A 25,063-nucleotide genomic window follows, 5' to 3' on the forward strand; every position below is an offset into this window, starting at 1 on the left:
GGAGGCCACGCGCCGTCTCGTGAACGTTCCCACACCGTTCCCGCCCTGACCGGCCGTTCCCGTTCGCATACAGTGCTGGACATCGCACGTACGGACAGTGGTGTGGGCGGTGCCGAGAGGAGGTCGGGTGGGCGCGACGGGCGGTGCCGCCGTGTGGGGGCGTGCCGAGCAGCAGGACTTCCGGAGCCGGGTGCGCGGGACGCTGCTCGGTGTCGCCGTCGGGGACGCCTTCGGGGCGCCCGTCGACGGAATGGACCCCGACGCCGTCCGCGCGGCGCACGGACCCGAGGGTCCCGCCGACCTCGCCCCCGCCCACGGGCGGCGCGGTGCCGTCACCCACCTCACCCAGCTCACCCTGTTCTCCGTCGACGGGCTGATCCGCGCCCAGGTGCGGCGCGACACGGGGGCCTGGCACCCGCCGACCGATCTGCACCGGGCGTACCGGCGCTGGTACGCGACCCAGCGGGACTGGGGGCCCGACGAGCGGCGCGAGGACGACGGCTGGCTGGCCCGCGAGGAGTGGCTGTACGCCCGCCGGGGCCCCACCCGCGCGCTGCTGCTCGGGCTGGGCGACGACACGATGGGGACCCCCGAGGCGCCCAAGAACCCCGTTGAGCGGGGACCCGAGGCAGCCGCCCGGTCGGCGCCCTTCGGGCTGCTGGTCGGCTGGGAGCCGCAGCTCGTCGCCCAGCTCGCCGTGGAGTGCGCCGCGCAGACCCACGGCCACCCCACCGGCAGCCTCGCCGCGGGCGCGTACGCCGTGGTCGTGCACGGGCTGGCGCGGGGGGAGAGCGTGGACCCGGCGGTGCAGCGGGCGCTGGCGCTGCTCGCCGTCCGCCCCGGGCACGAGCCGGTGTCGGAGGCGTTGCAGCACGCGCTGGGTGCGGTACGGCAGGGGCTTCCGACGCCCGCGCGGGTGGCCGAGCTGGCCGGCGAGGGCACGGCGGAGGGCCTGGTCGCCGCCGCCGTGTACTGCGCCCTCGTCGCCGAGGACGTACGGCACGGGCTGCGGCTGGCCGCGGGCCACGGCGGGCCCTCCGCCGCGGCCGGCGCGCTGACGGGCGGGCTGCTCGGTGCCCTGCACGGCGAGACGGCCCTCCCGCCGGCCTGGCTGGCCGAGCTGGAGGGCCGTCCGACGATCCTGGAACTGGCCGACGACTTCGCCATGGAGATGACCCAGGGGCCCGCACTGCACGGACCGGCGGGCTCGTCCCCGGGCTGGCTGGCGAGGTACCCCCGGGCGTGAGCGGTCCCCGGGGCGTGGACGCCGGCCCTCAGTCCTTCACCCGGGTCCGCCCCACCGCGTCGTCCCTGCCCCCGGCGGGAGCCGGGACGGCCGCCGCGGCCCCGGAGGCGTCGTCGTCCGTGTTGACCCGCTCGATGATCGCCAGCCGCTCCGGGGTGTCCTCCGGCTTCAGGTAGCCGACGACGACGTAGAGGACCAGGGAGACCGCCAGCGGGACGGACACCTGGTACTCCAGGGGTACCCCGCCCTCGACGTTCCAGTTGATCGGGTAGTTGACCAGCCAGAAGGCGATCAGGCCGACCGCCCAGCTGGTGAGCGCGGCCGTCGGCCCCGAGCGGCGGAAGGGCCGCAGCAGACCGAGCATCATCGGGATCGCGATCGGGCCCATCAGACCGGCCACCCACTTGATGACGACGGTGATGATGTCCTTGAACGTCGGCGAGTCGACCTGCGTGGCCACCGCCATGGACAGGGCGAGGAAGACGACCGTCGTCACCCGGGCCGCGACCAGCCCGGACCGCTCGCCCCAGGCCCGGGCCCGCGCCGAGACGACCGGTGCCACATCGCGGGTGAACACGGCCGCGATGGCGTTGGCGTCCGACGAGCACATGGCCATGGTGTGCGAGAAGAAGCCGACGACGACCAGGCCCAGCAGTCCGTGCGGCAGGAGCTGCTCGGTCATCAGGCCGTAGGAGTCGGAGCCGTCCGGCTTCTGGGACTCCACCAGCAGCGGCGACATCCACATCGGGAAGAACAGCACCACCGGCCAGACCAGCCACAGCACCGCCGACAGCCGTGCCGACCGCGCGGCCTCGCGGGCGTTGCTCGTGGCCATGTAGCGCTGGGCCTGGTTGAGCATGCCGCCGTTGTACTCGAAGAGCTTGATGAAGAGGAAGGCGAGCAGGAACACCGTTCCGTACGGACCGACCAGCGGCTTGCCGTGACCCTGCAGGGCGGGCTCGTCCCACACCCCGAAGAAACCGCCGTGGTCGCCGAGCTTCATGACGACGGCCACGAACATCGCGACGCCGGCCAGCAGCTGGATGACGAACTGGCCGAGCTCGGTCAGCGCGTCGGCCCACAGGCCGCCGATCGTGCAGTAGATGCCCGTGATGACACCGGTGATCAGGATCCCCTGATTGAGGGTGATGCCGGTGAAGACCGACAGCAGCGTGGCGATGGCCGCCCACTTCGCGGCCACGTCCACGATCTTCAGCAGCATGCCGGACCAGGCCAGGGCCTGCTGGGTGGGCAGGTTGTAGCGGTTCTTCAGGTACTCCAGCGGCGAGGCCACGTGGAGCCGTGAGCGCAGCCGGTTGATGCGCGGCGCGAACAGCTTCGACCCGACGGCGATGCCCAGGGCGATGGGGAACGACCAGGTGACGAAGGACGTGACGCCGTAGGTGTAGGCGATGCCCGCGTACCCGGTGAACATCACCGCGCTGTAGCCCGACATGTGGTGCGAGATGCCGGACAGCCACCAGGGCATCTTGCCGCCGGCCGTGAAGAAGTCGCTGACGTTGTCCACGCGTTTGTGCGACCAGACACCGATCGCCACCATCACGGCGAAGTAGCCGATCAGCACGGACCAGTCGAGACCGTTCATGTGCCCCCTTCCGGGGTCCGCCTTGTGAACTCCGCTCAGCTGGCTGGCACTTCGCAAGAGCGGGGTGTGGGCGAGGCGCGCGGCGAAGTGCCCGCTCATCGTGGTTGCGTCGGCGCGGGCACGACAAGAAAGTGACGGGTCAAGAGCGGGTAAAAAAGTTCTGCTTGCTGACCTCGGTTCACGGACATGAACGACGGTGACACGCGTCGGCCGGGACCCCGGATCGGGATCCCGGCCGTGCGCCCAGGTCGGAGGCTACTCGGGCGCGAACTTCAGCTCGTCCCCGAACCGGTCCACGATCTGGTCCGTGAGCTCGTCCTTCATCTCGTCCGGGCAGGGGGTGCCGCGCGAGAGCCCGTACGGTGCCGCCAGCCGGTACGTGCCCGCCTCGGGGGCGATCAGCACCGTCCACCTGTCGCCGTCGACGGTCTCCTCCGTCTCCGTGAGGCAGCCGTTGACGTTGTCGAACGCCTTGGGCGAGTCCTCGGGAGCGTCCTCGGAGGCCTCCGTCTCCTGCGGCGGCTTGAGCTTCTTGCCCTCGGCGTCGACGAGGCTCAGCCACGGCGAGTACGGCATCCGGACCAGGACCGGGCCGGGCCGCTGCACGTCGATCACCCACTCGTCCTGCTCGGCCCGCTGGACGACCGCGTCCGGCTCCGCCAGCGGCGTGGGGTCGGTCACCTGGAACAGCTGCCAGTTGGCGTCCCCCCAGACCTGCTTCAGGTACGGCAGGCCCCGCTGCAGCAGCTCCCGCTCGCGCTTGCCGCCGTCCCCGTCCGGTTCGTCCTTGGGCAGCACCACGTAGTGCACGGCCCAGCGCTGCAGCCACTCGTGGTAGTTCGCCGAGTTGAGCGTGTCGTCGTAGAAGAGCGGGTTGCGCTCCATGTCGGCCTGGCGGGTCCAGCCACGGGCCAGGTTCACGTAGGGGGCGAGCGCCGAGGCCTCGCGGTGGGAGCGCGCGGGCACGGCCTCCACGCGGCCCTTCTCGGCACCGACCTCCTGCAGCTCGTTCAGTAGCGGTGCCAGCTCGCGCGCCCAGGAGGCGGCCGGCGTGGTGTGCACGGCGTCGTCGGCCGACTTGAAGCCGATCCAGCCGACGAAGCCGGCGAGCGCGACCACGAGCGCGTACCACTTGCGCGAGCGCGGCACCGTGAACGGCAGCGCGGCCACCAGCGCCACCCCGGCGAACAGCATCGACAGGCGCGTGATGTTGGAGCCGATCTGGGAGCTGATCACCCAGACGAGGAGCACCGACAGCCCGTAGACCGCCGACGTGATCCGCACGGTCTTCCAGGTGCGCGGCACGAACACGAACACGAAACCGGCGTACAGCAACGGCAGGACGGCCGAGCCGAAACCCATGGGCTGGGTGCCGGAGAACGGGAACAGCCAGGCCGACAGCGCGACCACCGCGGCCGGCGCGAGACCCAGCGCCCAGGCGCCCGGACGGCGCTTCTGCAGGAACAGCGCCACCGCCACCAGACCCACGAACAGGCCCGAGACCGGCGAGGCCATCGTGGACAGCGCGGCCAGCGGCGCCGCGCACAGCGCCTTGGCCCAGCGCTCGTGGCGCCAGCGGTGCGGCCAGCAGAACACCGTGGCCACCGCGCCCAGCGCGAACATCGTGCCCAGCCCGAACGTCACCCGCCCCGACACCGCGTTGGCCAGCAGCCCGAACAGGCCCGCGAGCGACGCCCACAGCGGATTGCGCACCACCCGGCTGCGGATCAGGATCAGCGTCAGCAGCCCGGCCGACAGCGTCCCCGCGATCATCATCGTGGTCCGGACGCCGAGCGCCGACATCAGGTACGGCGACACCACGCTGTACGACACCGGGTGCATGCCGCCGTACCAGGCGAGGTTGTACGCCGAGGCCGGGTGCCGGCCGACGAACTCCGCCCACGCGTCCTGCGCCGCGAGGTCGCCGCCACTGTTCGCGAAGGTGAAGAACCAGGCGATGTGGAGGACCCCGGCGAGGGCGGTGACGGACAGGACGGGATGGCGCAGCATGCGCTCGCGCACGGCCAGGAAGGCGCCCTTCACCGCGGACGGCGCTTCCGGCTCGGCAGGCTCCGGCCCCGAACGGTGCGGTTCACGGGCACCGCCCGCCGGTCCGGTACCGGACCGCCCGCTGTCCCCGCCGTCCCTGCGGGGCGCGGGTACGTGTGGTCGCGGGCCCGCTTCCGGGCCCGGATCGGCGTCGTCGGCGCGTGTCGGCTCCGCAGTGGCCACCTGAAGGCACTCCCCGTGTCCCGTCTTCTGCTTTCGGCCGCGTCCGTTGCGTACTCTTCACGGCCGCGTTCCCGCGACCCGGCGACCTGCCCCGTTTCGTGACGCTAGCACGCACGCGCGGGCCCCGGCTCCCTCGCCCACGGCGGTGCCCCGCGTCCCTGCGGATCCAGCTCGCCCGCAGGGGCGCGGGGCACCGTGGCGTGGTCCGGCCCCGCGGGGCCGGCGGTCAGCCGATCCGGGTCAGCTTGTCCGTGAAGGCCGGCTCGACGAGGTCCTGCTGGAGCGCGACGGGCACCTTCACCGCGCCGCTGACCCCGCCGTCGCCCACGGTGAGCGTGCCCACCGCGGTGCCGGCCGGCGCCGTGTGCGGCACCTCGTCCGCCTCGAAGGTCAGCTTCACCGTCAGCCCCGGCCAGCCGACGGCCTTGACGTCCTGCGTGGCGACGACCGGCGTGCGGTTGCCGAGGCCGTCGTCGACGTACCCGACGACGGAGCCCTTCTTCAGGATCGTCGACGACTCCAGCGTGTCCTGCGCGGCCCGGATCAGCTTGTCGCCGGCGCTCAGCGCGGCGGCGAGGATTCCCTGGTCCGCGGTCGCCGGCTGGCGCACCACGGCCCCGACGACGGTCCGGGTCTCACCGCCGACCTCCTTCTTCGCCGCGAAGACGAGGTTGCCGAGCGCGGAGGTGGTGGTGCCGGTCTTGATGCCGACGACGTCGTTGTGACCGACCAGCTGGTTCCAGTTGCCGTGGTTCTCGCCCTTGTAGTCGTCGTACGACATCATCGCGGCGACCTCGCGGAACGCGGGCTGCTTCATCGCCTCCTTGGCGAGCTTCACCTGGTCCACGGCCGTGCTCACCGTCGTGTTGTTCAGGCCCGACGGGTCGGTGTACGTCGTGTTGGTCATGCCGAGGTCCTTCGCGGTGGCGTTCATCTTCTCCACGAACGCCTTCTCGGACCCCGCGTCCCAGCGGGCCAGCAGCCGCGCCACGTTGTTCGCGGACGCGATGAGGATGCTCTCCAGGGCCTCCCGCTGGGAGATCGAGTCGCCCGCCGTGACGTTGACGGTCGACTCCTGGCCCGCCTGCGACTGGTCCTCGGCGGCCTGGTCGATCTTGATCTTCGGGCCGTCGACGCCGCTCTTGAGCGGGTGGTCGCGCAGGATGATGTACGCGGTCATGACCTTGGCGACACTGGCGATCGGCACGGGCCTCTGCTCGCCGGACGAGCCGAACGAACCGATGCCCTGCACGTCGAGCGCCGCCTGTCCGCTGGACGGCCACGGGATCTCCGGCTTGCCGCCCTGGAAGGTGAAGCTGTCCTGCGCCGTGAGGTCGAGCGTCGGCTCGGGCAGCGGGCGCATCGCCTGCACCACACCGAAGACGATCACCAGCAGGAGGACCAGCGGGGTCCAGATCTTGACCCGGCGCACGGTCGTCCGCAGCGGGGTCTCCGGGGGCGGCGGGGTGTTCGTCAGCTCCGCCAGCAGGTCCAGCGGCGGCTTCGGCGGCAGCGGCTGCTGCGTGGTCCGCTCGGGACCGACCTGCGGCACGGCCGCCGTGGCCCCGGCGGCGGGCGTACGGGGCGCCTCGGAGCCGGGCTGCGCGGGGCGCGGCGGCTTGCGGGTGGCCGGGTCGTCCGGGTGCCGCAGGGCGACGAACTTGCTGGTGCGCTCGGCGTCGGACTCGACCCTGTCAGCCTTGTCAGCCTTGTCGGCTTTGTCAGTCTTGCCAGGCTTGTCGGTCTTTCCGTCCTTCGTCCCGGCGTCGCCGAGCTTCAGCATGGTCGTCGGCTGGTCGACGGAGGGTTCGGCGGGCGGCCGTACGGCCTTGAAGACGGCGGTGGGCTGATCGACCGGGCCCTTGCCGGCCCCGGCCTTCTCGGCCTTCTCAGCCTTTTCGGCCTTCTCGTCCGCGTCGGCTTCCCGCCCGGCGCCGGCACCGTCGCCCGCGGGCTCCTCGGCGGCGTCCCCGGGCCCGGCGAGGGCCGCGTCGGCGTCCTGTGCGGGCTCCTCGGGGGCCGCGGCGTCCTCCGGGCCGTCCTCGGCCTCGTGCCGGGCGTTGGCGGCGGCCCGCTCGTCCGCGGTCGCGACCCAGGCCGCCACGGCGTCACGCAGCCGCCCGTCGCCGGAGGTGTCCGACGGGCTCTTCGCACCGGCCTCCGGCGAACCGCCGCCCACACCGTCCGCCTCCGCCTCGACGTCGGCACCGGACCCGGCCACCGCCCCGGGCTCGGCGTCGGCGGTGTCGCCGGCCGCGGTCTCGGGCTTGGCATCGGCCTGAGCCGCCGTCTCGCGTGCGGTGCCGGTCTTGAGCCCGGCGCCGGCAGTGCCGTCGGCCTGGGCTTCGGGCTTGGCGTCGGCCGGGGCTTCCGCCTCGGGCGAGGTGCCGTTCTTGGGCCCGGCGCCGGCAGTGCCGTCGGCCTGGGCTTCGGCCCCGGCGTCGGCAGTGGCGTCAGCCCCGGTCTCGGTCTCGGCGGCGGCCTGGGGTCCCGCCTCGGCCTTCGTTCCCGCCTCGGCCTTCGTTCCCGCCTCGGCCTTCGTTCCCGCCTCGGCCTTCGTTCCCGCCTCGGGTCCGGCCTCCGCCTCTGCGTCCGGCACCGCATCGGTCCCGGCCTCACCGGCGGCCTCTGCCTTCGCCCCCGGCGTCCGCGCCCCGGCCTCCGTCTCGCGGGCCGACAGCACCCGGGTGGCCGTGTCCACGCCGCCGCGGGACGTCGCGGACCCGGCGGACGCCTCACGCGCCACCGCCAGCCGCGGATCACGCGTCTCGCTCGCCTCGGTCCTGGCTTCGGGAACCGGACCCGCGCTCCCCGACGTCGGTTCTTCCGACGACTCGCGCTGCTTCGACCTGTCGGGGGACTCGCCCGCCACCGATGCCTCCTCCATGCGCCGCACGTCCTGTGTGCGCTACCGAACCATGTACCAGTGTCCTGTGTACGGGTAGAACCCACGCGGTAGACGAGAACGACATACCTACTGGTTCCACTACGAACCGGTCACGCACCCTCGACAGACCAATGTGAGAGGGGTCACCCTGTCTGTCATCCACGCGGGGAGGCATGGATGGGCAGGAGCCGCAGAACACTTCCGGAGGAGCTTCTGCTGCTGGCGCTGGACCCGACCACGGGTACCACCGCACAGCCGCAGTCGCTCGACCTCGGTCTGGCCGGAGCACAGCTGGTGGAGCTGGCGCTGGCCGGACGGATAGCCCCAGACGGGGATCGTATCGCCGTGGTGGCCCCACGGCCGACTGGAGATCCGACACTCGACTGCGCGTTGGAGCTGCTGCGAAGGCGTGGCGCTCCCGTACGGGCGGTCAACTGGATAGGCGGACCCCGCTTGGGGCTGCGCCAGACCTATCTCTCGCATCTGGAGCGCTGCGGCATGGTGCATGCCGTGGAGGGCCAGATGTGCGGGGTGCTGCCGACGACTCGCTACCAGGCGACGGACACGGCGATCAGCCGGGAGATCAAGTCCCGGCTGGACTCGGCGATCCGCACCGGCGTACCGCCGGACCCGCGGACCGCGGCGCTCGCCGCGCTGGCCCACGCGGTCGGTCTCGGCAAGCACCTCTACCCGGGCAACGAAGGACGCTCGTCGCGGTCCCGGCTGCGGGACCTCATCCGGCACGACCCCATGGGCGGCCTGGTGGCGCACGCGGTGATGGACGTCCAGAACGGTGCGGCGGCCCAGCCGCGCCGCAGCCCGGCACCGGCCGGCCGGCAGGCCGCCGGACCAGGGGCGAGGCCCGCCCCGGAACCCGCCCGCGGTGTTCCGGCGCAGCCGCGCCACGGATCCATGGCGCGTGCCGTGGTCCACTGAGCCGCTCCACCGGCACCACACGCCGGACCGCACCACGCACGTCCGCACCACGCACGACCACGCACCGCCGCACCGACCGTCCCCTGGACCCGGTAACGGGAGCCGCAGGTCCGCGCGGGGCGGCGGGACCGACCGTACGTCCGGCACACCCGGACCGGGCCGGACCCGCCGCCCCGCGCGGCCATGTGTGCGGGTACGACCCCGAACTGGCGTGTACGCAGCGCATATCGACCGTTTGCCAGCGGTGGAAAGCACCTTGGTGGCAGTCTGCTCAACAGCAGATACGCAAAGTGGCAGGTATGAGTCACGCAGCCGGAGGTGCACGTCCCGTGGCGTCCAATGTCAATCCCACCGTCAGGCGGCGCCGGCTGGGCCAGGAGCTGCGCCGGCTCCGCGAGCTCAAGGGCATGACGGCCGAGGAGGTGGCGGAGCGGCTGCTGGTCTCGCAGTCGAAGATCAGCCGCCTGGAGAACGGCCGGCGCAGCATCAGCCAGCGCGACGTCCGTGACCTGTGCGGGGTGTACGAGGTCGAGGACCAGCGCATCGTCGACTCGCTGATGCAGATGGCGAAGGACTCGCGCCAGCAGGGCTGGTGGCACGCCTTCGGGGACATCCCGTACAGCGTGTACATCGGCCTGGAGACCGACGCGGAGTCGCTGCGCACGTACGAACCCCAGATCATCACGGGCCTGTTGCAGACCCGCCCGTACGCGGAGGCGCTGATCCAGGGCGCGTTGCCCGAGACGTCGGTCGCCGACATCGAGAAGCGGGTGCAGGTCCGCATACGGCGCCAGGAGCGCATCACCGCCGAGGCCAACCCGCTGCGCCTGTGGGTCGTCCTCGACGAGGCGTCGCTGCGCCGGGTGGTGGGCGGCAGGCAGGTGATGCGCGAACAGCTGGAGCACGTCGCCGAGATGTCGCAGCTCCCGCATATCACCGTGCAGGTGCTGCCGTTCGACGTCGGGGCGCACCCCGGCATCAACGGTCAGTACTCCATCCTGGAGTTCGCCGACGCGGCCGACTCGAGCGTCGTGTACATCGAGGGCGTCACCAGCGACCTGTACCTGGAGAAGGCGCAGGACGTGCAGAAATACACGGTGATGTACGAGCATCTGCGGGCGCAGGCCCTGAACGTGGAGCAGTCGCGCCAGCTCATCGAGGACGTGGCGAAGGAGTATGCGCGCTGAAGGCGGCGGGATGCTACACCCCTCCTGCGTCCGTCTGGAAGAGTCGCTTGGAATATGCCATCCGGTCGGGTGAATGGCTGCTCCGATCCGCGAGGTCAGCGAGTAGCGTCGATCACGCCAAAGATCACACGTCATTGGCGTAAACCGCTGTCACTCGCCATCGGAGCAGACATGGCAATTCTTCAGGGCGCCACGGAATCTTGGACCAAGTCCTCCTACTCCGGAGGAAACGGCGCGTGCGTCGAGGTCAAGTCCCCGATCGTGGCGGCGCTCGCCGTCCGCGACTCCAAGGTCCCCGAGGGGCCGGTCCTGGCTTTCCCCGCCGACGCGTGGAACGCCTTCGTGACCTCGGTCAAGGGCTGACGACTCCACGCACGTCCCGACCGGCACCGCCGTCAGGGCCCTCTCGACCAGTTCGCCGACCTTGCCGAGAGGGCCCTGTTCACTCCGGCGGCACGGTCGCCTCCCGGCGACGCGACACTCGGCCCCGTCGCTGGGGCGAGGTCAGCCGGCGAGGTGCTCCTCGACGGCCGCGACGACCTCGGCCGACTCCGGCTCGGTCTGCGGCGAGAAGCGTGCCGCGACCTTGCCGTCCCGTCCGATCAGGAACTTCTCGAAGTTCCAGCGGATGTCCCCGCTGTGCCCCTCGGCGTCGGCGAAGCCGGTCAGGCGGTCGTACAGCGGGTGCCGGTCCTCCCCGTTGACGTCCACCTTCTCGGTCATCGGGAAGGTGACGCCGTACGTGGCCGAGCAGAACTCGGCGATCTCCTCGGCGGTGCCGGGCTCCTGCCCCATGAACTGGTTGCACGGCACGCCGAGCACCGTGAAGCCCCGCTCCGCGTACCGCTCGTGCAGCCGCTCCAGGCCGGAGTACTGCGGGGTCAGCCCGCACTTGGAGGCGACGTTGACCACCAGCACCACCCGGCCGGTGTACTGGGAGAGGTCGGCGGCCCCGCCCTGGAGGGCACCGATCCGGACGTCGAGGGGAAGGCTGTCGTTGCTGGCGTTCTCTGAGGTCGTCATGGACGGATGCTAGCCCCGCCCCCGAGGCCCGGTGGGCCCCCGGTGCTCAGTGGCCGTGACTGTGCAGCCGGGGCCAGTGGGGCCGGTGGGCGGCCGGGCGGCGTTCCGTCGTCTCCCCCGCGGAACCGGTCCCGATCTCTCCGTCCAGCCGGCGCCTCCTGCCGCGGCGCCGCGCCAGCGCGCTGTCGCCCAGCAGCATCGACATGCCCAGACCGAAGATCAGGGTCAGGGCGATGCCCCCCAGGAACGCCCCGAGGGTGTTGATCGTGAACGGCTGGCTCCCCAGCAGGGTCACCGTGTAGTCCGGGCTCCCGGACAGGTTGTACGCGATCAGCAGGCCCGTGAACGCGGCGGCGCCCGCCATGAGCAGAAGACCCAACAGCACCATCGTTCTCACCTCGTCGTGTGGTGGGCGTGCGCGGGTGTCTGTCCGACGGGTTACCAGAAGCGCGGAAGAGCAACGCGCCTCGGCCGACCGGTCCCCGACGCGGCCCTGGCGCCATCCGGCGTCATCCGGTGCCAGACGGTGCCATCCTGTGCCACCGAGGGGCCCGCGACGCGCTGACGTCGGCGCGACATGCACAGCGTCGGCCTGCTTTTTCCCAGGTCAGAAGCGGTGCCGCCGTGCGCGATGCCGGACGATGCCGGGAAGGCTTGCGCATGGCGCCAACATGGTGCCATCATGGCGTCATGGACCTCACCCCGTATGTCGACACCATCCGCCGCGAACTCGTGGTGGCCGCCGATGCCGGCGGCGACGAAGCGCGCGAGCTGGCCGAGCGGCTCACGGCTCCCCTGGAGTCGGCGACCCGGCTGACCATGCTCAACGTGCTCTCCGCCGCGATGGACGAGATCACTCGTGAACTCGCCCCCGGCTCGGTCGACGTGCGGCTGCGCGGACTGGATCCCGACTTCGTCGTGACACCGCCGCCCACCGACGCCGGCATCCCGGCCGAGCCGGCCGACGTGCCGGCCGGCCCGCTTCCCACCCCGGTCCCCGCCGAGGGCGACGAGGGTGGCACCGCACGCGTCAACCTGCGTCTGCCGGCCCACCTGAAGGTGCGCGCCGAGGAGGCCGCTAACCGTGAGGGTCTGTCGGTCAACGCGTGGCTGGTGCGGGCCGTGTCGGCAGCGGTCGAGGGCGGCGGCGTACCGCGCACGACGGAGCGGGCCCGCAATGTCGGACAGAGCTTCACCGGCTGGGTGCGCTAGCCCGCGCCCACGCCCGCACCTCGAAGAAGCACAGCAACCCACCCCACCCACGTCCCACCAGCGGGGACGCCCCACGGACCCATGAGGACGGTACAGCCATGCCTTCTTTCGACACTCCCGAACCGATCGCGGTGACCGCCCACGTGGGCGCGGGTTCCATCCGGTTCACCGCGGGCGACCGGACCGACACCGTCGTCGAGGTGCGGCCCGGCGACCCCAAGCGGGACAAGGACGTACGGGCCGCCGAGCAGACCGACGTCGCCTTCGCGGGCGGCGTCCTGACGATCAGCACGAAGGAGCGCCGCTTCATCGGGCCGACCGGCTCCGTCGACGTGACGGTGGAACTGCCCACGGGCTCGCGCATCGACACGACCGGCTCCTGGACCCAGGTGCTCGGCGAGGGCCGGCTCGGCGAGGTCCGGGTGAAGACCTCCGGCGGTGACGTCCGCCTCGACACGACCGGTCAGCTCCATCTGGCCGCCTCCCACGGCTCGGTCACCGTGGACCGGGTGGAGGGCGCGGCGGAGATCACCACCAGCTCCGGCAGCGTGCGCGTGGGCTTCGTCGAAGGCTCCGCCGTCCTGAAGAACTCGCACGGGGCCACGGCCGTCGGCACCGCACTCGGCGACCTGCGGGTGAGCCACGCCAACGGCGACATCGACATCACCCGCGCCGAGGGCTCGCTGACCGCCACCACCGCCCACGGCGCGCTGCGGGTGGGTGAGGTGGCCCGCGGCGAGGTGCAGTTGGAGACCTCCTACGGTGCCATCGAGGTCGGCATCCGCGAGGGCACGGCCGCCTGGCTCGACGCGCACTCGGGCGCCGGGCAGGTGCGCAACACGCTCACCGCGTCCGGCACCCCCGGGCAGGCGGAGGACACCGTCAAGATCCGCGCCCGCACCCGGTACGGCAACATCGACGTCCGCCGCGCCAAGGCCTGACCCGTACCCCGCACCCCCCGCCCGTCCGTCCACGTCCCAGTCACCCCACCCCCCGAACCGGAGGGCTCCATGCCTTCACCTGTCATGCCCACGCCCAGAAAGACGGCCGAACGGCCGTCGCCGGCCGCCGTCTCCGCCGTCGGTCTGCGCAAGTCGTACGGCGAGAAGACCGTTCTCGACGGCATCGACCTGTACATCCCGGCCGGTACCGTCTTCGCGCTGCTCGGTCCGAACGGCGCCGGCAAGACCACCGCCGTGAAGATCCTCTCCACGCTCGTCTCCGCCGACGGCGGCCAGGCCCAGGTCGCGGGCCACGACATCGCCACGTCACCGGACGGGGTGCGGGCCGCGATCGGCGTCACCGGGCAGTTCTCCGCCGTGGACGGGCTGATCACCGGCGAGGAGAACATGCTCCTCATGGCGGACCTGCACCACCTGTCCCGTGCGGAGGGCCGGCGGGTGACCGCCGAGCTGCTCGAGCGGTTCGACCTGACCGAGGCGGCGAAGAAGCCCGCCTCCACCTACTCCGGCGGCATGAAGCGCCGCCTCGACATCGCGATGACGCTGGTCGGCGACCCGCGCATCATCTTCCTCGACGAGCCGACCACGGGCCTCGACCCGCGCTCCCGGCACAACATGTGGGCCATCATCCGCGAGCTGGTCACGGGCGGGGTGACCGTCTTCCTCACCACCCAGTACCTGGAGGAGGCCGACGAACTCGCCGACCGCATCGCGGTGCTGCACGACGGCCGGATCGCCGCCGAGGGCAGCGCCGAGGAACTGAAGCGGATCGTCCCCGGCGGGCACGTACGACTGCGCTTCTCCGACCCCGCCGCCTACCGCTCCGCCGCCACCGCACTGCGGGAGGCCATCGGGGACGACGAGGCGCTCACGCTCCAGATCCCCTCGGGCGGCAGCCAGCGCGAACTGCGCGCCGTCCTCGACCGGCTGGACTCGGCCGGCATCGAGGCGGACGAGCTGACCGTGCACACCCCCGACCTCGACGACGTGTTCTTCGCCCTGACCGGCGGCACCGACCAGCCCGAGGAGACCACCCGATGAGCACCGCCACGGCGCCCGCCCGCCCGTCCCGTCTCGCCCTCGCCGTGCGCGACTCGTCCACGATGCTGCGCCGCAATCTCCTGCACGCCCGGCGCTACCCGTCCCTCACCCTGAACCTGCTGCTCACGCCGGTCATGCTCCTGCTGCTCTTCGTCTACATCTTCGGCGACGTGATGAGCGCCGGCATCGGGGACGGCGGGGCCGACCGCTCCGAGTACATCGCCTACCTCGTGCCGGGCGTGCTGCTGATGACCGTCGCCAGCACCACGGTCGGCACCGCGGTGTCCGTCTCCATGGACATGAGCGAGGGCATCATCGCCCGCTTCCGCACGATGGCCATCCACCGCGGCTCCGTCCTCATCGGGCACGTCGTCGGCAGCGTCGTGCAGTCGGTCCTGAGCGTCGTCCTCGTGGGCGCCGTCGGTGTGGCCATCGGGTTCCGGTCCACGGACGCCACGGCCCTGGAGTGGCTGGCGGCGTTCGGGCTGCTGGTGCTCTTCACCGTGGCGCTCACCTGGATCGCGGTCGGCATGGGGCTGGTCAGCCCCAACGCCGAGGCGGCCAGCAACAACGCACTGCCGTTGATCTTCCTCCCGCTCGTCTCGAGCACCTTCGTGCCGGTGGAAGCGATGCCGGGCTGGTTCCAGCCGATCGCCGAGTACCAGCCGTTCACCCCGGCCATCGAAACGCTGCGCGGCCTGCTCCTCGGCACCGGCATCGGCCACAACGGCTGGCTCGCCCTCGCCTGGTGCCTTGCGCTCACCGCGCTCGGCTACGTCTGGTCGAAGTCGGTCTTCGACCGCGACCCGAAGTAGCCGGACCCGGCCGTCCCGCTCCGAGGGCGGCGTACTCCGACACCACGTCGGCGTACGCCGCCCTCGGCGCGTCTCTCGGCCCCCTCGCCAGAGTGACGCCATCAGACAGAGCGGTATGCGCCAAAAAGAGGTGTCAGTGGTGCCATTACTGTGCCATCATGGCACCACTGGAAAGGGTCGGGGTGGCAAGGAGGGGGCGGGATCATGGCAGAGCTCATCCGGCGGCAGGCAGCACCCGGCGCCTTCGCGTCCTTCGCCCGCTTCGTCGTGTGCGGCGGCGGGGTGGGACTCGCGTCCAGCTTCGCCGTGGCGGCCCTCGCCTCCTGGATGCCCTGGGCCCTGGCCAACGCCGCGATCACCGTGGTCTCCACGCTCCTCGCCACCGAGCTGCACGCCCGCTTCACCTTCGGTGCCGGCGGCCGCGCGACCTGGCGCCAGCACACGCAGTCGGCCGGATCCGCCGCGGCCGCGTACGCGGTGACCTGCGGGGCGATGCTCGTCCTGCAGCAGCTGGTGGCGGCGCCCGGCGCGGTGGTCGAGCAGGTCGTCTACCTGTCCGCCTCCGCGCTCGCCGGGGTCGCGCGGTTCGCCGTGCTGCGCCTCGTCGTCTTCGCGCGGAACCGCTCGCGCCCCGCGGCCCCCGGCATCGGCGGGCGGCCGCGACGGCTCACGGACGCCACCGGCCCCCGCCCGCGCTTCAGGCCGGCCTGACGGCGCGAGGCGGTGCGGCCGTCAGGGAAGCGTCAAGGGCGCCCGGCCCGCCGTAAGGAGGTCGTCAACGGCGGTCGAATCCGGTCACGGACGGGCTTTCCTCTCCTTGTCAGATGCTCGTCCGCACCTCACTAGGAGCTCGCCATGGCCGACGTGGCCTTCGTCGTCACGACACTCGCGGTGTTCGCGCTCGTGGCTCTCGTCGCCAAGGGGGTGACGAAGCTGTGACCGCCGAGAACATCGTCGGCCTGATCGTGGCCGTCGCCCTGCTGGGATACCTCGTCCTCGCCCTGATCCACCCGGAGAGGTTCTGACCGGCACATGAGCCCCGTCCTCGCCGGCGTGCTCCAGCTGCTCGCGCTCATGGCCGCGCTGGCGCTCGCCCACCTCCCCCTCGGCACCTACATGGCCAGGATCTACTCCTCCCCCCGGCACCTGCGGGTGGAGAGGTGGATCTACCGGGCCATCGGCGCCGACCCGGACACGGAGATGCGCTGGCCCGCGTACCTGCGCGGCGTGCTCGCCTTCTCCCTCGCCGGCGTCCTCTTCCTGTACCTGCTCCAGCGGCTCCAGGGCGTGCTGCCCGGCTCACTGGGCTTCGCCCCGATCGACCCGGACCAGGCGTTCAACACTGCCGCGTCCTTCGTGACCAACACCAACTGGCAGTCGTACCACGGCGAGCAGGCCATGGGCCACGTCGTGCAGACCGCCGGGCTGGCCGTGCAGAACTTCGTCTCCGCCGCGGTCGGCATCGCCGTCGCCGTCGCCCTCGTGCGCGGCTTCACCCGGGCGCGCACCGGTGAACTGGGCAACTTCTGGGCCGACCTGGTCCGTGGAGTCGTCCGCCTCCTGGTGCCGCTCGCCACCGTCGCCGCCGTCGTCCTGGTGGCCTGCGGGGTCGTCCAGAACTTCTCCGGCATCCACGAGGTCGGCCAGTTCCTGAATGAGCACGGCATGGGCGGCACGCAGGAGTGGAACGGCGGCGCGGTCGCCTCGCAGGAGGCCATCAAGGAGCTGGGCACCAACGGCGGCGGCTACTTCAACGCCAACTCCGCCCACCCCTTCGAGAACCCGACTCCCTTCACCAACCTCTTCGAGATCTTCCTGATCCTGCTGATCCCGGTCGCGCTGACCCGGACCTTCGGCGTCATGGTCGGCTCGGTGCGCCAGGGCTACGCGATCCTCGCGACCATGGCCGCCATCTGGGTCGGCTTCGCCGCGCTGATGATGTGGACCGAGTTCGCCCACCACGGCCCGGCCCCGGACATCGCGGGCGCCTCGATGGAGGGCAAGGAGGTCCGGTTCGGCATCGGAGGCTCGTCGATCTTCGCGGTGTCCACGACCCTGACCTCCACCGGTGCGGTGGACTCCTTCCACTCCTCTTTCACCGGCCTCGGCGGCGGCATCACCCTGCTCGGGATGATGCTGGGCGAGATCGCGCCGGGCGGCGTGGGCTCCGGCCTCTACGGCATGCTGATCATGGCGGTCGTCGCGGTCTTCATCGCCGGTCTGATGGTCGGCCGCACCCCCGAGTACCTGGGCAGGAGGATCGGCACCCGCGAGATCAAGTACGCCGCCTGCTACATCCTCGTCACCCCGGCACTGGTGCTGACCCTCACCGCCGCGGCGATGGCCCTGCCCACCCCGGGCCACTCGATGACCAACACCGGCGCGCACGGCTTCACCGAGATCCTCTACGCCTACACCTCCGCCTCGAACAACAACGGCTCGGCGTTCGCCGGCCTGAACGCCGACACGCAGTGGTTCAACACCACCCTGGGCCTCGCCATGCTGCTCGGCCGTTTCCTGCCGATGGTGTTCGTCCTGGCGCTCGCGGGCTCCCTCGCCGGGCAGCAGCCCGTCCCGGCCACCGCGGGCACCCTGCGCACCGAGAAACCGCTGTTCAGCGGCCTGCTGGTGGGCGCCATCCTGATCATCACCGGTCTGACGTACTTCCCGGCGCTCGCCCTGGGCCCGCTCGCCGAGGGGCTGACGGCATGACCACCGACACGCAGAAGCACGAGGACTCCATGTCCACAGCCACCCAGCCCCGGGCGCCGCACGACGACGCGCCCACCGGGCACCCGTCCGGACGGGAACGTGCCGGCGCGGGCCTCTTCGACCCCGGGCAACTGGTCGCGTCGCTGCCCGACGCGTTCCGCAAGCTCGACCCGCGGGTGATGGTGAGGTCGCCCGTCATGTTCGTCGTCCTCGTCGGGTCCGTGCTGACCACGGCCTTCTCCTTCACGGACCCCGGCGACCTGTTCGGCTGGGCCATCAGCGCCTGGCTCTGGCTCACCGTGATCTTCGCCAACCTGGCGGAGGCGGTCGCCGAGGGCCGCGGCAAGGCGCAGGCCGACACCCTGCGCAGGGCCAAGGCCGGCACGGTCGCCCGCCGGGCCGACGGGACCGTGGTGCCCGGCACCGAGCTGAAGGTCGGCGACCTGGTCGTCTGCGAGGCCGGGGACGTCATACCCGGCGACGGCGACGTCGTCGAGGGGGTCGCCTCCGTCGACGAGTCGGCCGTCACCGGGGAGTCGGCGCCCGTCATCCGCGAGTCCGGCGGCGACCGGTCCGCCGTCACCGGCGGCACCAAGGTCCTCTCCGACCGCATCGTCGTCAGGATCACGACGAGGCCCGGTGAGACCTTCATCGACCGCATGATCAGCCTGGTCGAGGGCGCGGCCCGGCAGAAGACGCCCAACGAGACCGCGCTGAACATCCTGCTGGCCTCGCTGACCGTCGCCTTCCTGCTGGCCTGCGCCACGCTGCCGCCGTTCGCCGGTTACGCGGGCACCGACCTCACCCTGGTCGTGCTGGTGGCCCTGCTGGTCTGCCTGATCCCGACCACGATCGGCGCCCTCCTCTCCGCCATCGGCATCGCGGGCATGGACCGGCTGGTCCAGCGCAACGTGCTGGCCATGTCGGGCCGCGCCGTCGAGGCCGCCGGTGACGTCTCCACGCTGCTGCTGGACAAGACGGGCACGATCACGCTCGGCGACCGGCAGGCGGCCGCGTTCGTGCCGGTGGGCGGCACCCCCGAGGCGCTGCTGGCCGACGCGGCCCAGCTCTCCTCGCTGGCCGACGAGACCCCCGAGGGCCGCTCGGTCGTCGTCCTGGCCCAGGAGAGGTACGGGCTGCGCGAACGCCCGCCCGTCGTCCACCACCCTGCCGAGGAAGCGCCTCGCGCCCTCGACCCGGGCGGACTCGCGGGCGCCCGGTGGATCGAGTTCACCGCGCAGACCCGCATGTCCGGTGTGGACGTCGACGGCCGCAAGGTGCGCAAGGGCGCGGCGAGTTCGGTGATCGCCTGGGTGGAGGAGCGGGGCGGGACGGTGGCCGGCGACGCGCGGGCGACCGCCGACCGGATCTCCGCGGCGGGTGGCACGCCGCTGCTCGTCGCCGTGGAGGACGAGCGCGGGGCCCGCGTCCTGGGCGCCGTCCACCTCAAGGACGTCGTCAAGGACGGCATGCGCGAGCGGTTCGCGGAACTGCGCCGCATGGGCATCAGAACCGTCATGATCACGGGCGACAACCCCCTGACCGCCAAGGCGATCGCGGACGAGGCGGGCGTCGACGACTTCCTCGCGGAGGCCACCCCCGAGGACAAGATGGCCCTGATCGTGCGGGAGCAGGCCGGCGGCAAGCTCGTCGCGATGACCGGCGACGGCACCAACGACGCCCCCGCGCTCGCGCAGGCCGACGTCGGCGTGGCGATGAACACGGGCACGTCGGCCGCCAAGGAGGCCGGCAACATGGTCGACCTCGACTCCGACCCGACCAAGCTCATCGAGATCGTCGGGATCGGCAAGCAGCTCCTGATCACCCGGGGCGCCCTGACCACGTTCTCCATCGCCAACGACGTCGCCAAGTACTTCGCGATCATCCCGGCGCTGTTCGCCACGGTCCACCCGGGCCTGGACAAGCTCAACGTCATGCGCCTGTCCTCGCCGGACTCCGCGATCCTGTCGGCCGTCGTCTTCAACGCGCTGATCATCGTCGCGCTGGTCCCGCTCGCCCTGAGGGGCGTGCGGTACCGGCCGGCGAGCGCGGACCGGATGCTCCGGCGGAACCTGGCCGTCTACGGCCTGGGCGGACTGATCGCCCCGTTCATCGGCATCAAGCTCATCGACCTGCTCGTCTCGCTCGTCCCCGGGATCGGCTGAAGGACATGAACACCTCCCTGACCACCACGGCCCGGCTCCTCGGAGCGGCCCTGCGCGCCCTCCTCGTCCTGACCGTGGTCACCGGCATCGCCTACCCGCTGCTGATCACCGGCATCGCCCAGGGGATCTTCCCCGGCGAAGCGAACGGCTCCGAGACCGAGGCCGGTGGCAAGGTCGTCGGCTCCTCCCTGATCGGGCAGTCGTACCTGCGGCCGGACGGTACCCCGGACCTGAAGTGGTTCCAGGGCCGCCCGGCACGCGGCCTGGGCACCAACAGCGTCAACACGCAGTACGACCTGCTCCTGTCCGGAGCGACCAACCGCGCCGCCGACGACGCGGAACTGGTCCGGTGGGTGAAGGAGGCCAAGGCCGCCGTCGTGCGGGACAACTCGGTCCCCGGTCACCCGGTCGCCCCGTCGGACGTACCCGCCGACGCGGTCACCTCCTCCGGCTCCGGCCTGGACCCGGACATCTCCCCGCAGTACGCCGGCCTCCAGGTCCGCCGGGTCGCCGAGCGCAACGGCCTGCCCGTGGAGGAGGTCCGGGAACTGGTCGCCGAGCACACCGAGAACCGCACCCTCGGCTTCATCGGCGAACCCCGGGTGAACGTACTGCGGCTCAACATCGCGCTGAAGGAACGGGCGGACAACAGCCGTTGACGCGCGAGGCGCCTCATGCCGGAGCGGGCCCCCTGTTCGGGAGGCCCGCTCCGGCACGGTCGAGGACGCGACGTCAGTGCTTGAACGCGTCCTTGGTCTTCTCCTTGGCCTCGCGGGCGTCGCCGGTGCTCTTCTTCGCCTGCCCCTCGGCGGCCATCCGCTCATTCCCGACGGCCTTTCCGAGGGTCTGCTCGGCCTTGCCCTCGGCCTGCTCGGTCTTCGCCTTGGCCTTTTCGCCCGCAGTCATGGAAAACGCCTCCTCGTCGTTGCTTTCCCGCTGTCGCGGTAGTCCGCTCGTGCCCCGCCTTTCCCTGCGCAAACAAGGCGTCGGCCGGTGTATGAAAGGCGAAACGCAGGGCACAAGGCCGGTCAGGAGGTTGATAACTATGGTCCCCCTGCTTCTTGTACTGCTTCTCGCCCTGATTCTTTTCGGCGCCGGCTTCGCCCTCAAGGTCCTTTGGTGGGTCGCCCTCGTCGTCCTGGTGGTCTGGCTCCTCGGCTTCGTCATGCGTTCCACGAGCGCGGGCGGCGGCCGCGGGCGCTGGTACCGATGGTGATCTGACCTGCGGACACCCTCTTTCGCACAGTCGCCCGGCGCCCAGGTCATGGACCACGAGGCGCCGGGCACACGCGCGCTCCGGCGGACGCGTCGAACCGCTCGGGTTCCCTCACGTCCCGCCCCCGGGTGCCCGATCCAGCGCTGATGCCCGCGCACCTCGAGCAGTACCACTGACGCTGCCTGCCGCCCGCACCGTCTGCCTCACGGTGGGGTGAGGCGGCACCCGCGGGAAATGCTCCGGCACTTCTCCCGAGCCGCGCCGGACACGGGGCGTTGGGGTGAGCCAGAACGCCCCTGCCCCGAAAGCCTTGTCCTTCTTCACGAGACGGTCGGCCGCGTTGTTCTGCCGCTCACCCCGCAGGCGTCGACCGGGTCGCCTTTCGCGAACCACTCGTCGACCCATCGCCCCATGTCTTCCGCCCCGGGCACCGGAGCCCGGACCGGTTTCCGCTGAAACCCCGCGGCTGTCGCGACATTCATACGAACCTCCTGGGGGGTTTCGGACCCAGCGGGATGGTTCCACCTCCACGGCCGGGGCGCCTCGGGCACGTGGCGGCATCCGGGAAACCGTCGTGGCGCGAGTCGCCGTGGGGCGCTGAAGCCGGGCGACCGATCGCTGCACCACCGTTGACAGGCGGCATGCCACCTCCATACGGTCACGCCACCATTTCGAACGAGTGACGATATTTCGAACAGTACGGCTGACGTATGTCCGGGTCCGCGCCGACGAGGACCGGACGGGCGGGGGTCAGACCCGCCCGTGGGGACGCTCAGCACCGTGACATGCAGACCGACCTCGACGACGTCGTCGGCCGGCTTCGTGCGATACGAAGGAGTACGCGGACGTGCACAGATCACGGAAGAGACCGAAAGCGCCGGCGTCATGGCGCCGGCGGGTGGCGGCCGTCGCGACGGCGGCGGCAGCCCTGGGCGCCGCGCTGGTGGCGCCGGCCGTCGGGACCGCGGCAGCCGCCGACGCCACCCCGAGCAAGGGTGCGACCATCACGGTGGACGGCCGAAGCGCCGGCCGGGTGTTCGACGGCGTCGGCGCGACGTCGGGCGGCGGCGCCACCACGCGTCTGCTCCTCGACTACCCCCAGCAGGAGCGCGACGAAATTCTCGACTACCTGTTCAAGCCCGGCTACGGCGCCGCCCTCCAGCTCCTCAAGGTGGAGATCGGGGGTGACACCAACTCGACGGACGGGTCGGAGTCCAGCCACATGCACGAGCGTGGCGTCGTCAACTGCAAGGCGGGCTACGAGTGGTGGCTCATGGAGGAGGCGGTCGAGCGCAACCCCGGCATCAAACTCGGTGGCCTCGCGTGGGGCGCGCCGGGATGGCTCGACGAGTACTACTCGCAGGACACGATCGACTACTTCCTGAACTGGCTCGGCTGCGCCGACCAGCACGGGCTGCACATCGACAACATGGGCGTGCGCAACGAGCGCGACTACGACGCCGAGTGGATCAAGAAGTTCCGGGCGGCACTCGACGACGCCGGCTACGACGACGTCCGGATCATCGGCGCCGACCAGGCCGCGGTGAAGGGGGAGTGGCCGATCGCCGTCGACATGGCCGCCGACCCGGAGCTGTTCGACGCCGTCGACCTCCTCGGCACCCACTACTCGTTCGGCCCCAGTTCCGAAACCGCCCAGTCGCTGGGCAAGCCGCTGTGGATCTCCGAGGGAGGTCCCTGGTCGGCCGAGTGGGGACACGGCGGCTCGGCCAAGTCGCTCCCGTCGCTGCTCAACCACGCGTACATCGAGGGGCGCATCACCGGGGTCAACATCTGGAACCTCCTCACGGCGTACTACGAGGGCCTGAGCATCTCCGACGCCGGGCTCATGCGCTCCAACACCCCGTGGTCGGGCGGCTATCAGGTGCAGTCGGCGATCTGGGCGATGGCGCAGACGACCCAGTTCGCCGAGCCGGGCTGGCGGTACCTGGACACGTCGTCCGGATACCTCGACCAGGACGACACCACGCGGGGGAGCTACGTGTCCCGGCGCTCGCCCGACGGCGGTGACTGGAGCACCGTGATCGAGACGATCGGCACGACGAAGCCGCAGCAGGTCACGCTCTCGGTCACCGGAGGCCTCGACGCCGGCGACCTGCACGTGTGGCGGACGACGGCCGACGAGTCCTTCACCCGGCAGCCGGACCTGGTGCGTGCCGCCGACGGGACCTACCGTGTGACCGTCCCGGCGAACGCGGTGGTCACGGTGACCACCACGAAGGGCCAGGGCCGCGGGAACGCTGTCGGGCAGCCCGACTCCGCCTTCCCGTTCCCGTACCACGACGACCTCTCCGACGGCGGTCAGAGCGGCCAGACGCGCTACTTCTCCCAGATGGAGGGCGCCTACGAGGAGCGCGCGTGCCAGGGGCACCGCCGGGGCACCTGCCTCACACAGGTCTCGCCCCAGCCGGCCATCTCCTGGGCGGCCTGGAAGAAGCCGGCCGGGATCATCGGCGACCTCGACTGGAGCGACTACTCCGTGTCCGTCGACGCCTTCGTCCCGCAGTCGGGCGAGGCGCAGGTCCTCGGGCGGGTGTCGAACGACGCGATGCAGCCGGTTCCCAACGGTTACGGGGTCACCCTCGCAGCCGACGGCACCTGGTCGATCGGGCGCGGTGAGCCGGGCGGCCGGTCGTGGAAGGAGCTGGCGAGCGGCACCGTCGACGGCGCGGGGGCGGGATGGCACCGCCTCGAGCTCGCCTTCGACGGCGACGAGATCACGGCCTCGGTCGACGGCGCGACCGTGGGGTCGGTGACCGACGGCACCTGGGTGTCCGGGATGGCCGGGCTCTCGGGCGACTACTCCGCGACGCAGTTCGCGGACCTCGCGATCGAACCTCTCGACAAGGTCATCGGAATCGACGACGCGGCGCGGGACATCAGGTACGCCGGGCACGGCTGGAAGCACTGCACGGCCAAGCCCGGCCGCTGCGGCGACTACACGCGTGCGCAGACCCGGGTCGCGTCCGGCGGCACGATCAGCGGCAGCGACCGTGACGGCGACGCCCTCACCGTGACGTTCGACGGCACCCAAGCGACCCTCGTGGGCGTCCGGAGCCCGCACGGCGGCACCGCCCTGGTGTCGATCGACGGCAACGCGCCCGAACGGCTCTCCTTCGACCGGTCCGGCAGGGACACGAGCGTCCGGTGGCGGACGCCGGTGCTGACCGACGGGAAGCACACCCTGCGCGTCGAGGTCGACGGGGGTAAGCGGGCCGGCTGGGTGGGCCTCGACCGGGTCGAGGTGATCGCGGGACGCGGCCACGACAGCTCGGTCGACGACCAGGAGACCGGCATCGGCCAGGGCCGGCTCGACTACCGGGGCGACGGGTGGCTGAGCTGCCCGGGCTGCATCAACCGGACGGGCCTGTACCACTCGTCCGTCACGTCGACGTCGGGGGTCGGCGACTCGGTCGACTTCCGGTTCACCGGGACGTCCGTCGACCTCTACGGCCTGCGAGCGTCCAACCAGGGTGTCGCGACGGTGCTGATCGACGGCGAGCAGGTCGGCACGGCCGACTTCTACGGCCGGCAGCGGGTGGGCAACCAGCTGATCTGGTCCAGCGGCGAGCTGGAACCGGGGAAGCACACGGTCACGCTGCGCTCGACCGGGGCGGCCAATGAGTCTGCGTCCGGCACCGAGATCAACGTCGACCGGTTCGTGGTCCGGCGTTAGCCGGACGCGGGAGGGTGCCGCCCGGGGGAGCCCCCGGCGCGGCACCCTCCGCCGCGTCGCCCCGGACGGGACGTCCGAGGCCGACCAGGACCCGCGGGCTGATCTGCGGCGGCTGCTTGCCGTGAGCGG

General features: G+C 71.6%; 21 protein-coding genes. 15 read left to right on the forward strand and 6 right to left on the reverse strand.

Annotation, left to right across the window (positions count from 1 at the left end):
• Positions 1 to 127 precede the first annotated feature (127 nt).
• Positions 128 to 1,246 (forward strand): ADP-ribosylglycohydrolase family protein, encoded by a 1,119-nt coding sequence (locus ACGF3H_RS19865; RefSeq protein WP_362499624.1) that lies wholly within the window; start codon positions 128 to 130, stop codon positions 1,244 to 1,246.
• 28 nt (positions 1,247 to 1,274) lie between these two features.
• Here ACGF3H_RS19865 and ACGF3H_RS19870 read toward each other — a convergent pair whose 3' ends face one another.
• The 3 genes from ACGF3H_RS19870 to ACGF3H_RS19880 all read right to left on the reverse strand — a co-directional run bounded on the left by ACGF3H_RS19870 (position 1,275) and on the right by ACGF3H_RS19880 (position 7,971).
• A complete protein-coding gene (locus ACGF3H_RS19870) occupies positions 1,275 to 2,852 on the reverse strand; it encodes a sodium:solute symporter family protein (protein ID WP_362499622.1) in 1,578 nt (525 codons plus the stop codon).
• Between the two features lie 255 nt (positions 2,853 to 3,107).
• Positions 3,108 to 4,862 carry an MFS transporter gene (locus tag ACGF3H_RS19875; protein ID WP_393816519.1) on the reverse strand — a complete coding sequence of 585 codons (1,755 nt, stop codon included), beginning with the start codon at positions 4,860 to 4,862 and terminating at the stop codon, positions 3,108 to 3,110.
• A 448-nt stretch (positions 4,863 to 5,310) separates the two neighbouring features.
• Positions 5,311 to 7,971, reverse strand: coding sequence for a D-alanyl-D-alanine carboxypeptidase (locus ACGF3H_RS19880; protein WP_362499618.1), 2,661 nt, complete (start codon positions 7,969 to 7,971; stop codon positions 5,311 to 5,313).
• 177 nt (positions 7,972 to 8,148) lie between these two features.
• Here ACGF3H_RS19880 and ACGF3H_RS19885 point away from each other — a divergent pair, with 177 nt between their 5' ends.
• The 3 genes from ACGF3H_RS19885 (at position 8,149) to ACGF3H_RS19895 (ending at position 10,457) form a co-directional block, all read left to right on the forward strand.
• The gene (locus ACGF3H_RS19885) at positions 8,149 to 8,907 is read left to right on the forward strand and encodes a GPP34 family phosphoprotein (protein ID WP_362499617.1); all 759 of its coding nucleotides are present in this window, start codon (positions 8,149 to 8,151) and stop codon (positions 8,905 to 8,907) included.
• A gap of 329 nt (positions 8,908 to 9,236) precedes the next feature.
• Positions 9,237 to 10,094, forward strand: coding sequence for a helix-turn-helix transcriptional regulator (locus ACGF3H_RS19890; protein ID WP_362499615.1), 858 nt, complete (start codon positions 9,237 to 9,239; stop codon positions 10,092 to 10,094).
• Positions 10,095 to 10,265: 171 nt separating this feature from the next.
• Entirely contained in the window at positions 10,266 to 10,457 is a 192-nt protein-coding gene (locus ACGF3H_RS19895; RefSeq protein WP_362499614.1) for a DUF397 domain-containing protein, read from the forward strand.
• A 141-nt stretch (positions 10,458 to 10,598) separates the two neighbouring features.
• Here ACGF3H_RS19895 and ACGF3H_RS19900 read toward each other — a convergent pair whose 3' ends face one another.
• Both ACGF3H_RS19900 and ACGF3H_RS19905 read right to left on the reverse strand, forming a co-directional pair.
• The gene (locus ACGF3H_RS19900; protein WP_362499612.1) at positions 10,599 to 11,117 is read right to left on the reverse strand and encodes a glutathione peroxidase; all 519 of its coding nucleotides are present in this window, start codon (positions 11,115 to 11,117) and stop codon (positions 10,599 to 10,601) included.
• A gap of 46 nt (positions 11,118 to 11,163) precedes the next feature.
• Positions 11,164 to 11,505, reverse strand: a complete 342-nt coding sequence (locus tag ACGF3H_RS19905) for a hypothetical protein (RefSeq protein WP_362499610.1) — start codon at positions 11,503 to 11,505, stop codon at positions 11,164 to 11,166.
• Positions 11,506 to 11,807: 302 nt separating this feature from the next.
• Here ACGF3H_RS19905 and ACGF3H_RS19910 point away from each other — a divergent pair, with 302 nt between their 5' ends.
• The 9 genes from ACGF3H_RS19910 to ACGF3H_RS19950 all read left to right on the forward strand — a co-directional run bounded on the left by ACGF3H_RS19910 (position 11,808) and on the right by ACGF3H_RS19950 (position 20,683).
• Positions 11,808 to 12,329: a hypothetical protein gene (locus ACGF3H_RS19910; protein ID WP_362499608.1), complete on the forward strand. Its 522-nt coding sequence runs from the start codon at positions 11,808 to 11,810 to the stop codon at positions 12,327 to 12,329.
• Between the two features lie 98 nt (positions 12,330 to 12,427).
• Complete coding sequence (locus tag ACGF3H_RS19915) at positions 12,428 to 13,270, forward strand: DUF4097 family beta strand repeat-containing protein (RefSeq protein WP_362499606.1); 843 nt, start codon at positions 12,428 to 12,430, stop codon at positions 13,268 to 13,270.
• 69 nt (positions 13,271 to 13,339) lie between these two features.
• Entirely contained in the window at positions 13,340 to 14,332 is a 993-nt protein-coding gene (locus ACGF3H_RS19920; protein ID WP_393586862.1) for an ATP-binding cassette domain-containing protein, read from the forward strand.
• Positions 14,329 to 15,147 carry an ABC transporter permease gene (locus ACGF3H_RS19925; protein ID WP_362499602.1) on the forward strand — a complete coding sequence of 273 codons (819 nt, stop codon included), beginning with the start codon at positions 14,329 to 14,331 and terminating at the stop codon, positions 15,145 to 15,147. Before ACGF3H_RS19920 ends, ACGF3H_RS19925 begins: the two co-directional genes overlap by 4 nt.
• A gap of 204 nt (positions 15,148 to 15,351) precedes the next feature.
• The gene (locus ACGF3H_RS19930) at positions 15,352 to 15,858 is read left to right on the forward strand and encodes a hypothetical protein (protein WP_362499601.1); all 507 of its coding nucleotides are present in this window, start codon (positions 15,352 to 15,354) and stop codon (positions 15,856 to 15,858) included.
• 224 nt (positions 15,859 to 16,082) lie between these two features.
• Entirely contained in the window at positions 16,083 to 16,172 is a 90-nt protein-coding gene (gene kdpF, locus ACGF3H_RS19935; protein ID WP_037922167.1) for a K(+)-transporting ATPase subunit F, read from the forward strand.
• Between the two features lie 7 nt (positions 16,173 to 16,179).
• Positions 16,180 to 17,859: a potassium-transporting ATPase subunit KdpA gene (gene kdpA, locus ACGF3H_RS19940; protein WP_362499599.1), complete on the forward strand. Its 1,680-nt coding sequence runs from the start codon at positions 16,180 to 16,182 to the stop codon at positions 17,857 to 17,859.
• A complete protein-coding gene (kdpB, locus tag ACGF3H_RS19945) occupies positions 17,856 to 20,024 on the forward strand; it encodes a potassium-transporting ATPase subunit KdpB (RefSeq protein ID WP_362499597.1) in 2,169 nt (722 codons plus the stop codon). The genes kdpA and kdpB overlap by 4 nt, the downstream gene beginning before the upstream one ends.
• A 5-nt stretch (positions 20,025 to 20,029) precedes the next feature.
• Positions 20,030 to 20,683 (forward strand): potassium-transporting ATPase subunit C, encoded by a 654-nt coding sequence (locus ACGF3H_RS19950; protein ID WP_362499595.1) that lies wholly within the window; start codon positions 20,030 to 20,032, stop codon positions 20,681 to 20,683.
• A 73-nt stretch (positions 20,684 to 20,756) separates the two neighbouring features.
• On the opposite strand, the gene ACGF3H_RS19955 is transcribed toward ACGF3H_RS19950, so the two are convergent.
• Positions 20,757 to 20,930, reverse strand: coding sequence for a CsbD family protein (locus ACGF3H_RS19955; protein ID WP_362499593.1), 174 nt, complete (start codon positions 20,928 to 20,930; stop codon positions 20,757 to 20,759).
• 139 nt (positions 20,931 to 21,069) lie between these two features.
• Here ACGF3H_RS19955 and ACGF3H_RS19960 point away from each other — a divergent pair, with 139 nt between their 5' ends.
• A complete protein-coding gene (locus ACGF3H_RS19960) occupies positions 21,070 to 21,240 on the forward strand; it encodes a hydrophobic protein (RefSeq protein ID WP_362499592.1) in 171 nt (56 codons plus the stop codon).
• Positions 21,241 to 22,138: 898 nt separating this feature from the next.
• Positions 22,139 to 24,934: a galactosylceramidase gene (locus ACGF3H_RS19965; RefSeq protein WP_362499590.1), complete on the forward strand. Its 2,796-nt coding sequence runs from the start codon at positions 22,139 to 22,141 to the stop codon at positions 24,932 to 24,934.
• Positions 24,935 to 25,063: the final 129 nt, after the last annotated feature.

The organism is Streptomyces sp. NPDC048185, from assembly GCF_043202495.1.
Classification (GTDB): domain Bacteria; phylum Actinomycetota; class Actinomycetes; order Streptomycetales; family Streptomycetaceae; genus Streptomyces.

Coding starts and splice junctions, on each gene's coding strand:
- ACGF3H_RS19870 (WP_362499622.1), bottom strand. CDS start 2,852: ATGAACGGTCTCGACTGGTCCGTGCTGATCGGCTACTTCGCCGTGATG.
- ACGF3H_RS19875 (WP_393816519.1), bottom strand. CDS start 4,862: ATGCTGCGCCATCCCGTCCTGTCCGTCACCGCCCTCGCCGGGGTCCTC.
- ACGF3H_RS19880 (WP_362499618.1), bottom strand. CDS start 7,971: ATGGAGGAGGCATCGGTGGCGGGCGAGTCCCCCGACAGGTCGAAGCAG.
- ACGF3H_RS19885 (WP_362499617.1), top strand. CDS start 8,149: ATGGGCAGGAGCCGCAGAACACTTCCGGAGGAGCTTCTGCTGCTGGCG.
- ACGF3H_RS19895 (WP_362499614.1), top strand. CDS start 10,266: ATGGCAATTCTTCAGGGCGCCACGGAATCTTGGACCAAGTCCTCCTAC.
- ACGF3H_RS19900 (WP_362499612.1), bottom strand. CDS start 11,117: ATGACGACCTCAGAGAACGCCAGCAACGACAGCCTTCCCCTCGACGTC.
- ACGF3H_RS19905 (WP_362499610.1), bottom strand. CDS start 11,505: ATGGTGCTGTTGGGTCTTCTGCTCATGGCGGGCGCCGCCGCGTTCACG.
- ACGF3H_RS19910 (WP_362499608.1), top strand. CDS start 11,808: ATGGACCTCACCCCGTATGTCGACACCATCCGCCGCGAACTCGTGGTG.
- ACGF3H_RS19915 (WP_362499606.1), top strand. CDS start 12,428: ATGCCTTCTTTCGACACTCCCGAACCGATCGCGGTGACCGCCCACGTG.
- ACGF3H_RS19920 (WP_393586862.1), top strand. CDS start 13,340: ATGCCTTCACCTGTCATGCCCACGCCCAGAAAGACGGCCGAACGGCCG.
- ACGF3H_RS19925 (WP_362499602.1), top strand. CDS start 14,329: ATGAGCACCGCCACGGCGCCCGCCCGCCCGTCCCGTCTCGCCCTCGCC.
- ACGF3H_RS19930 (WP_362499601.1), top strand. CDS start 15,352: ATGGCAGAGCTCATCCGGCGGCAGGCAGCACCCGGCGCCTTCGCGTCC.
- kdpA (WP_362499599.1), top strand. CDS start 16,180: ATGAGCCCCGTCCTCGCCGGCGTGCTCCAGCTGCTCGCGCTCATGGCC.
- kdpB (WP_362499597.1), top strand. CDS start 17,856: ATGACCACCGACACGCAGAAGCACGAGGACTCCATGTCCACAGCCACC.
- ACGF3H_RS19950 (WP_362499595.1), top strand. CDS start 20,030: ATGAACACCTCCCTGACCACCACGGCCCGGCTCCTCGGAGCGGCCCTG.
- ACGF3H_RS19955 (WP_362499593.1), bottom strand. CDS start 20,930: ATGACTGCGGGCGAAAAGGCCAAGGCGAAGACCGAGCAGGCCGAGGGC.
- ACGF3H_RS19960 (WP_362499592.1), top strand. CDS start 21,070: ATGGTCCCCCTGCTTCTTGTACTGCTTCTCGCCCTGATTCTTTTCGGC.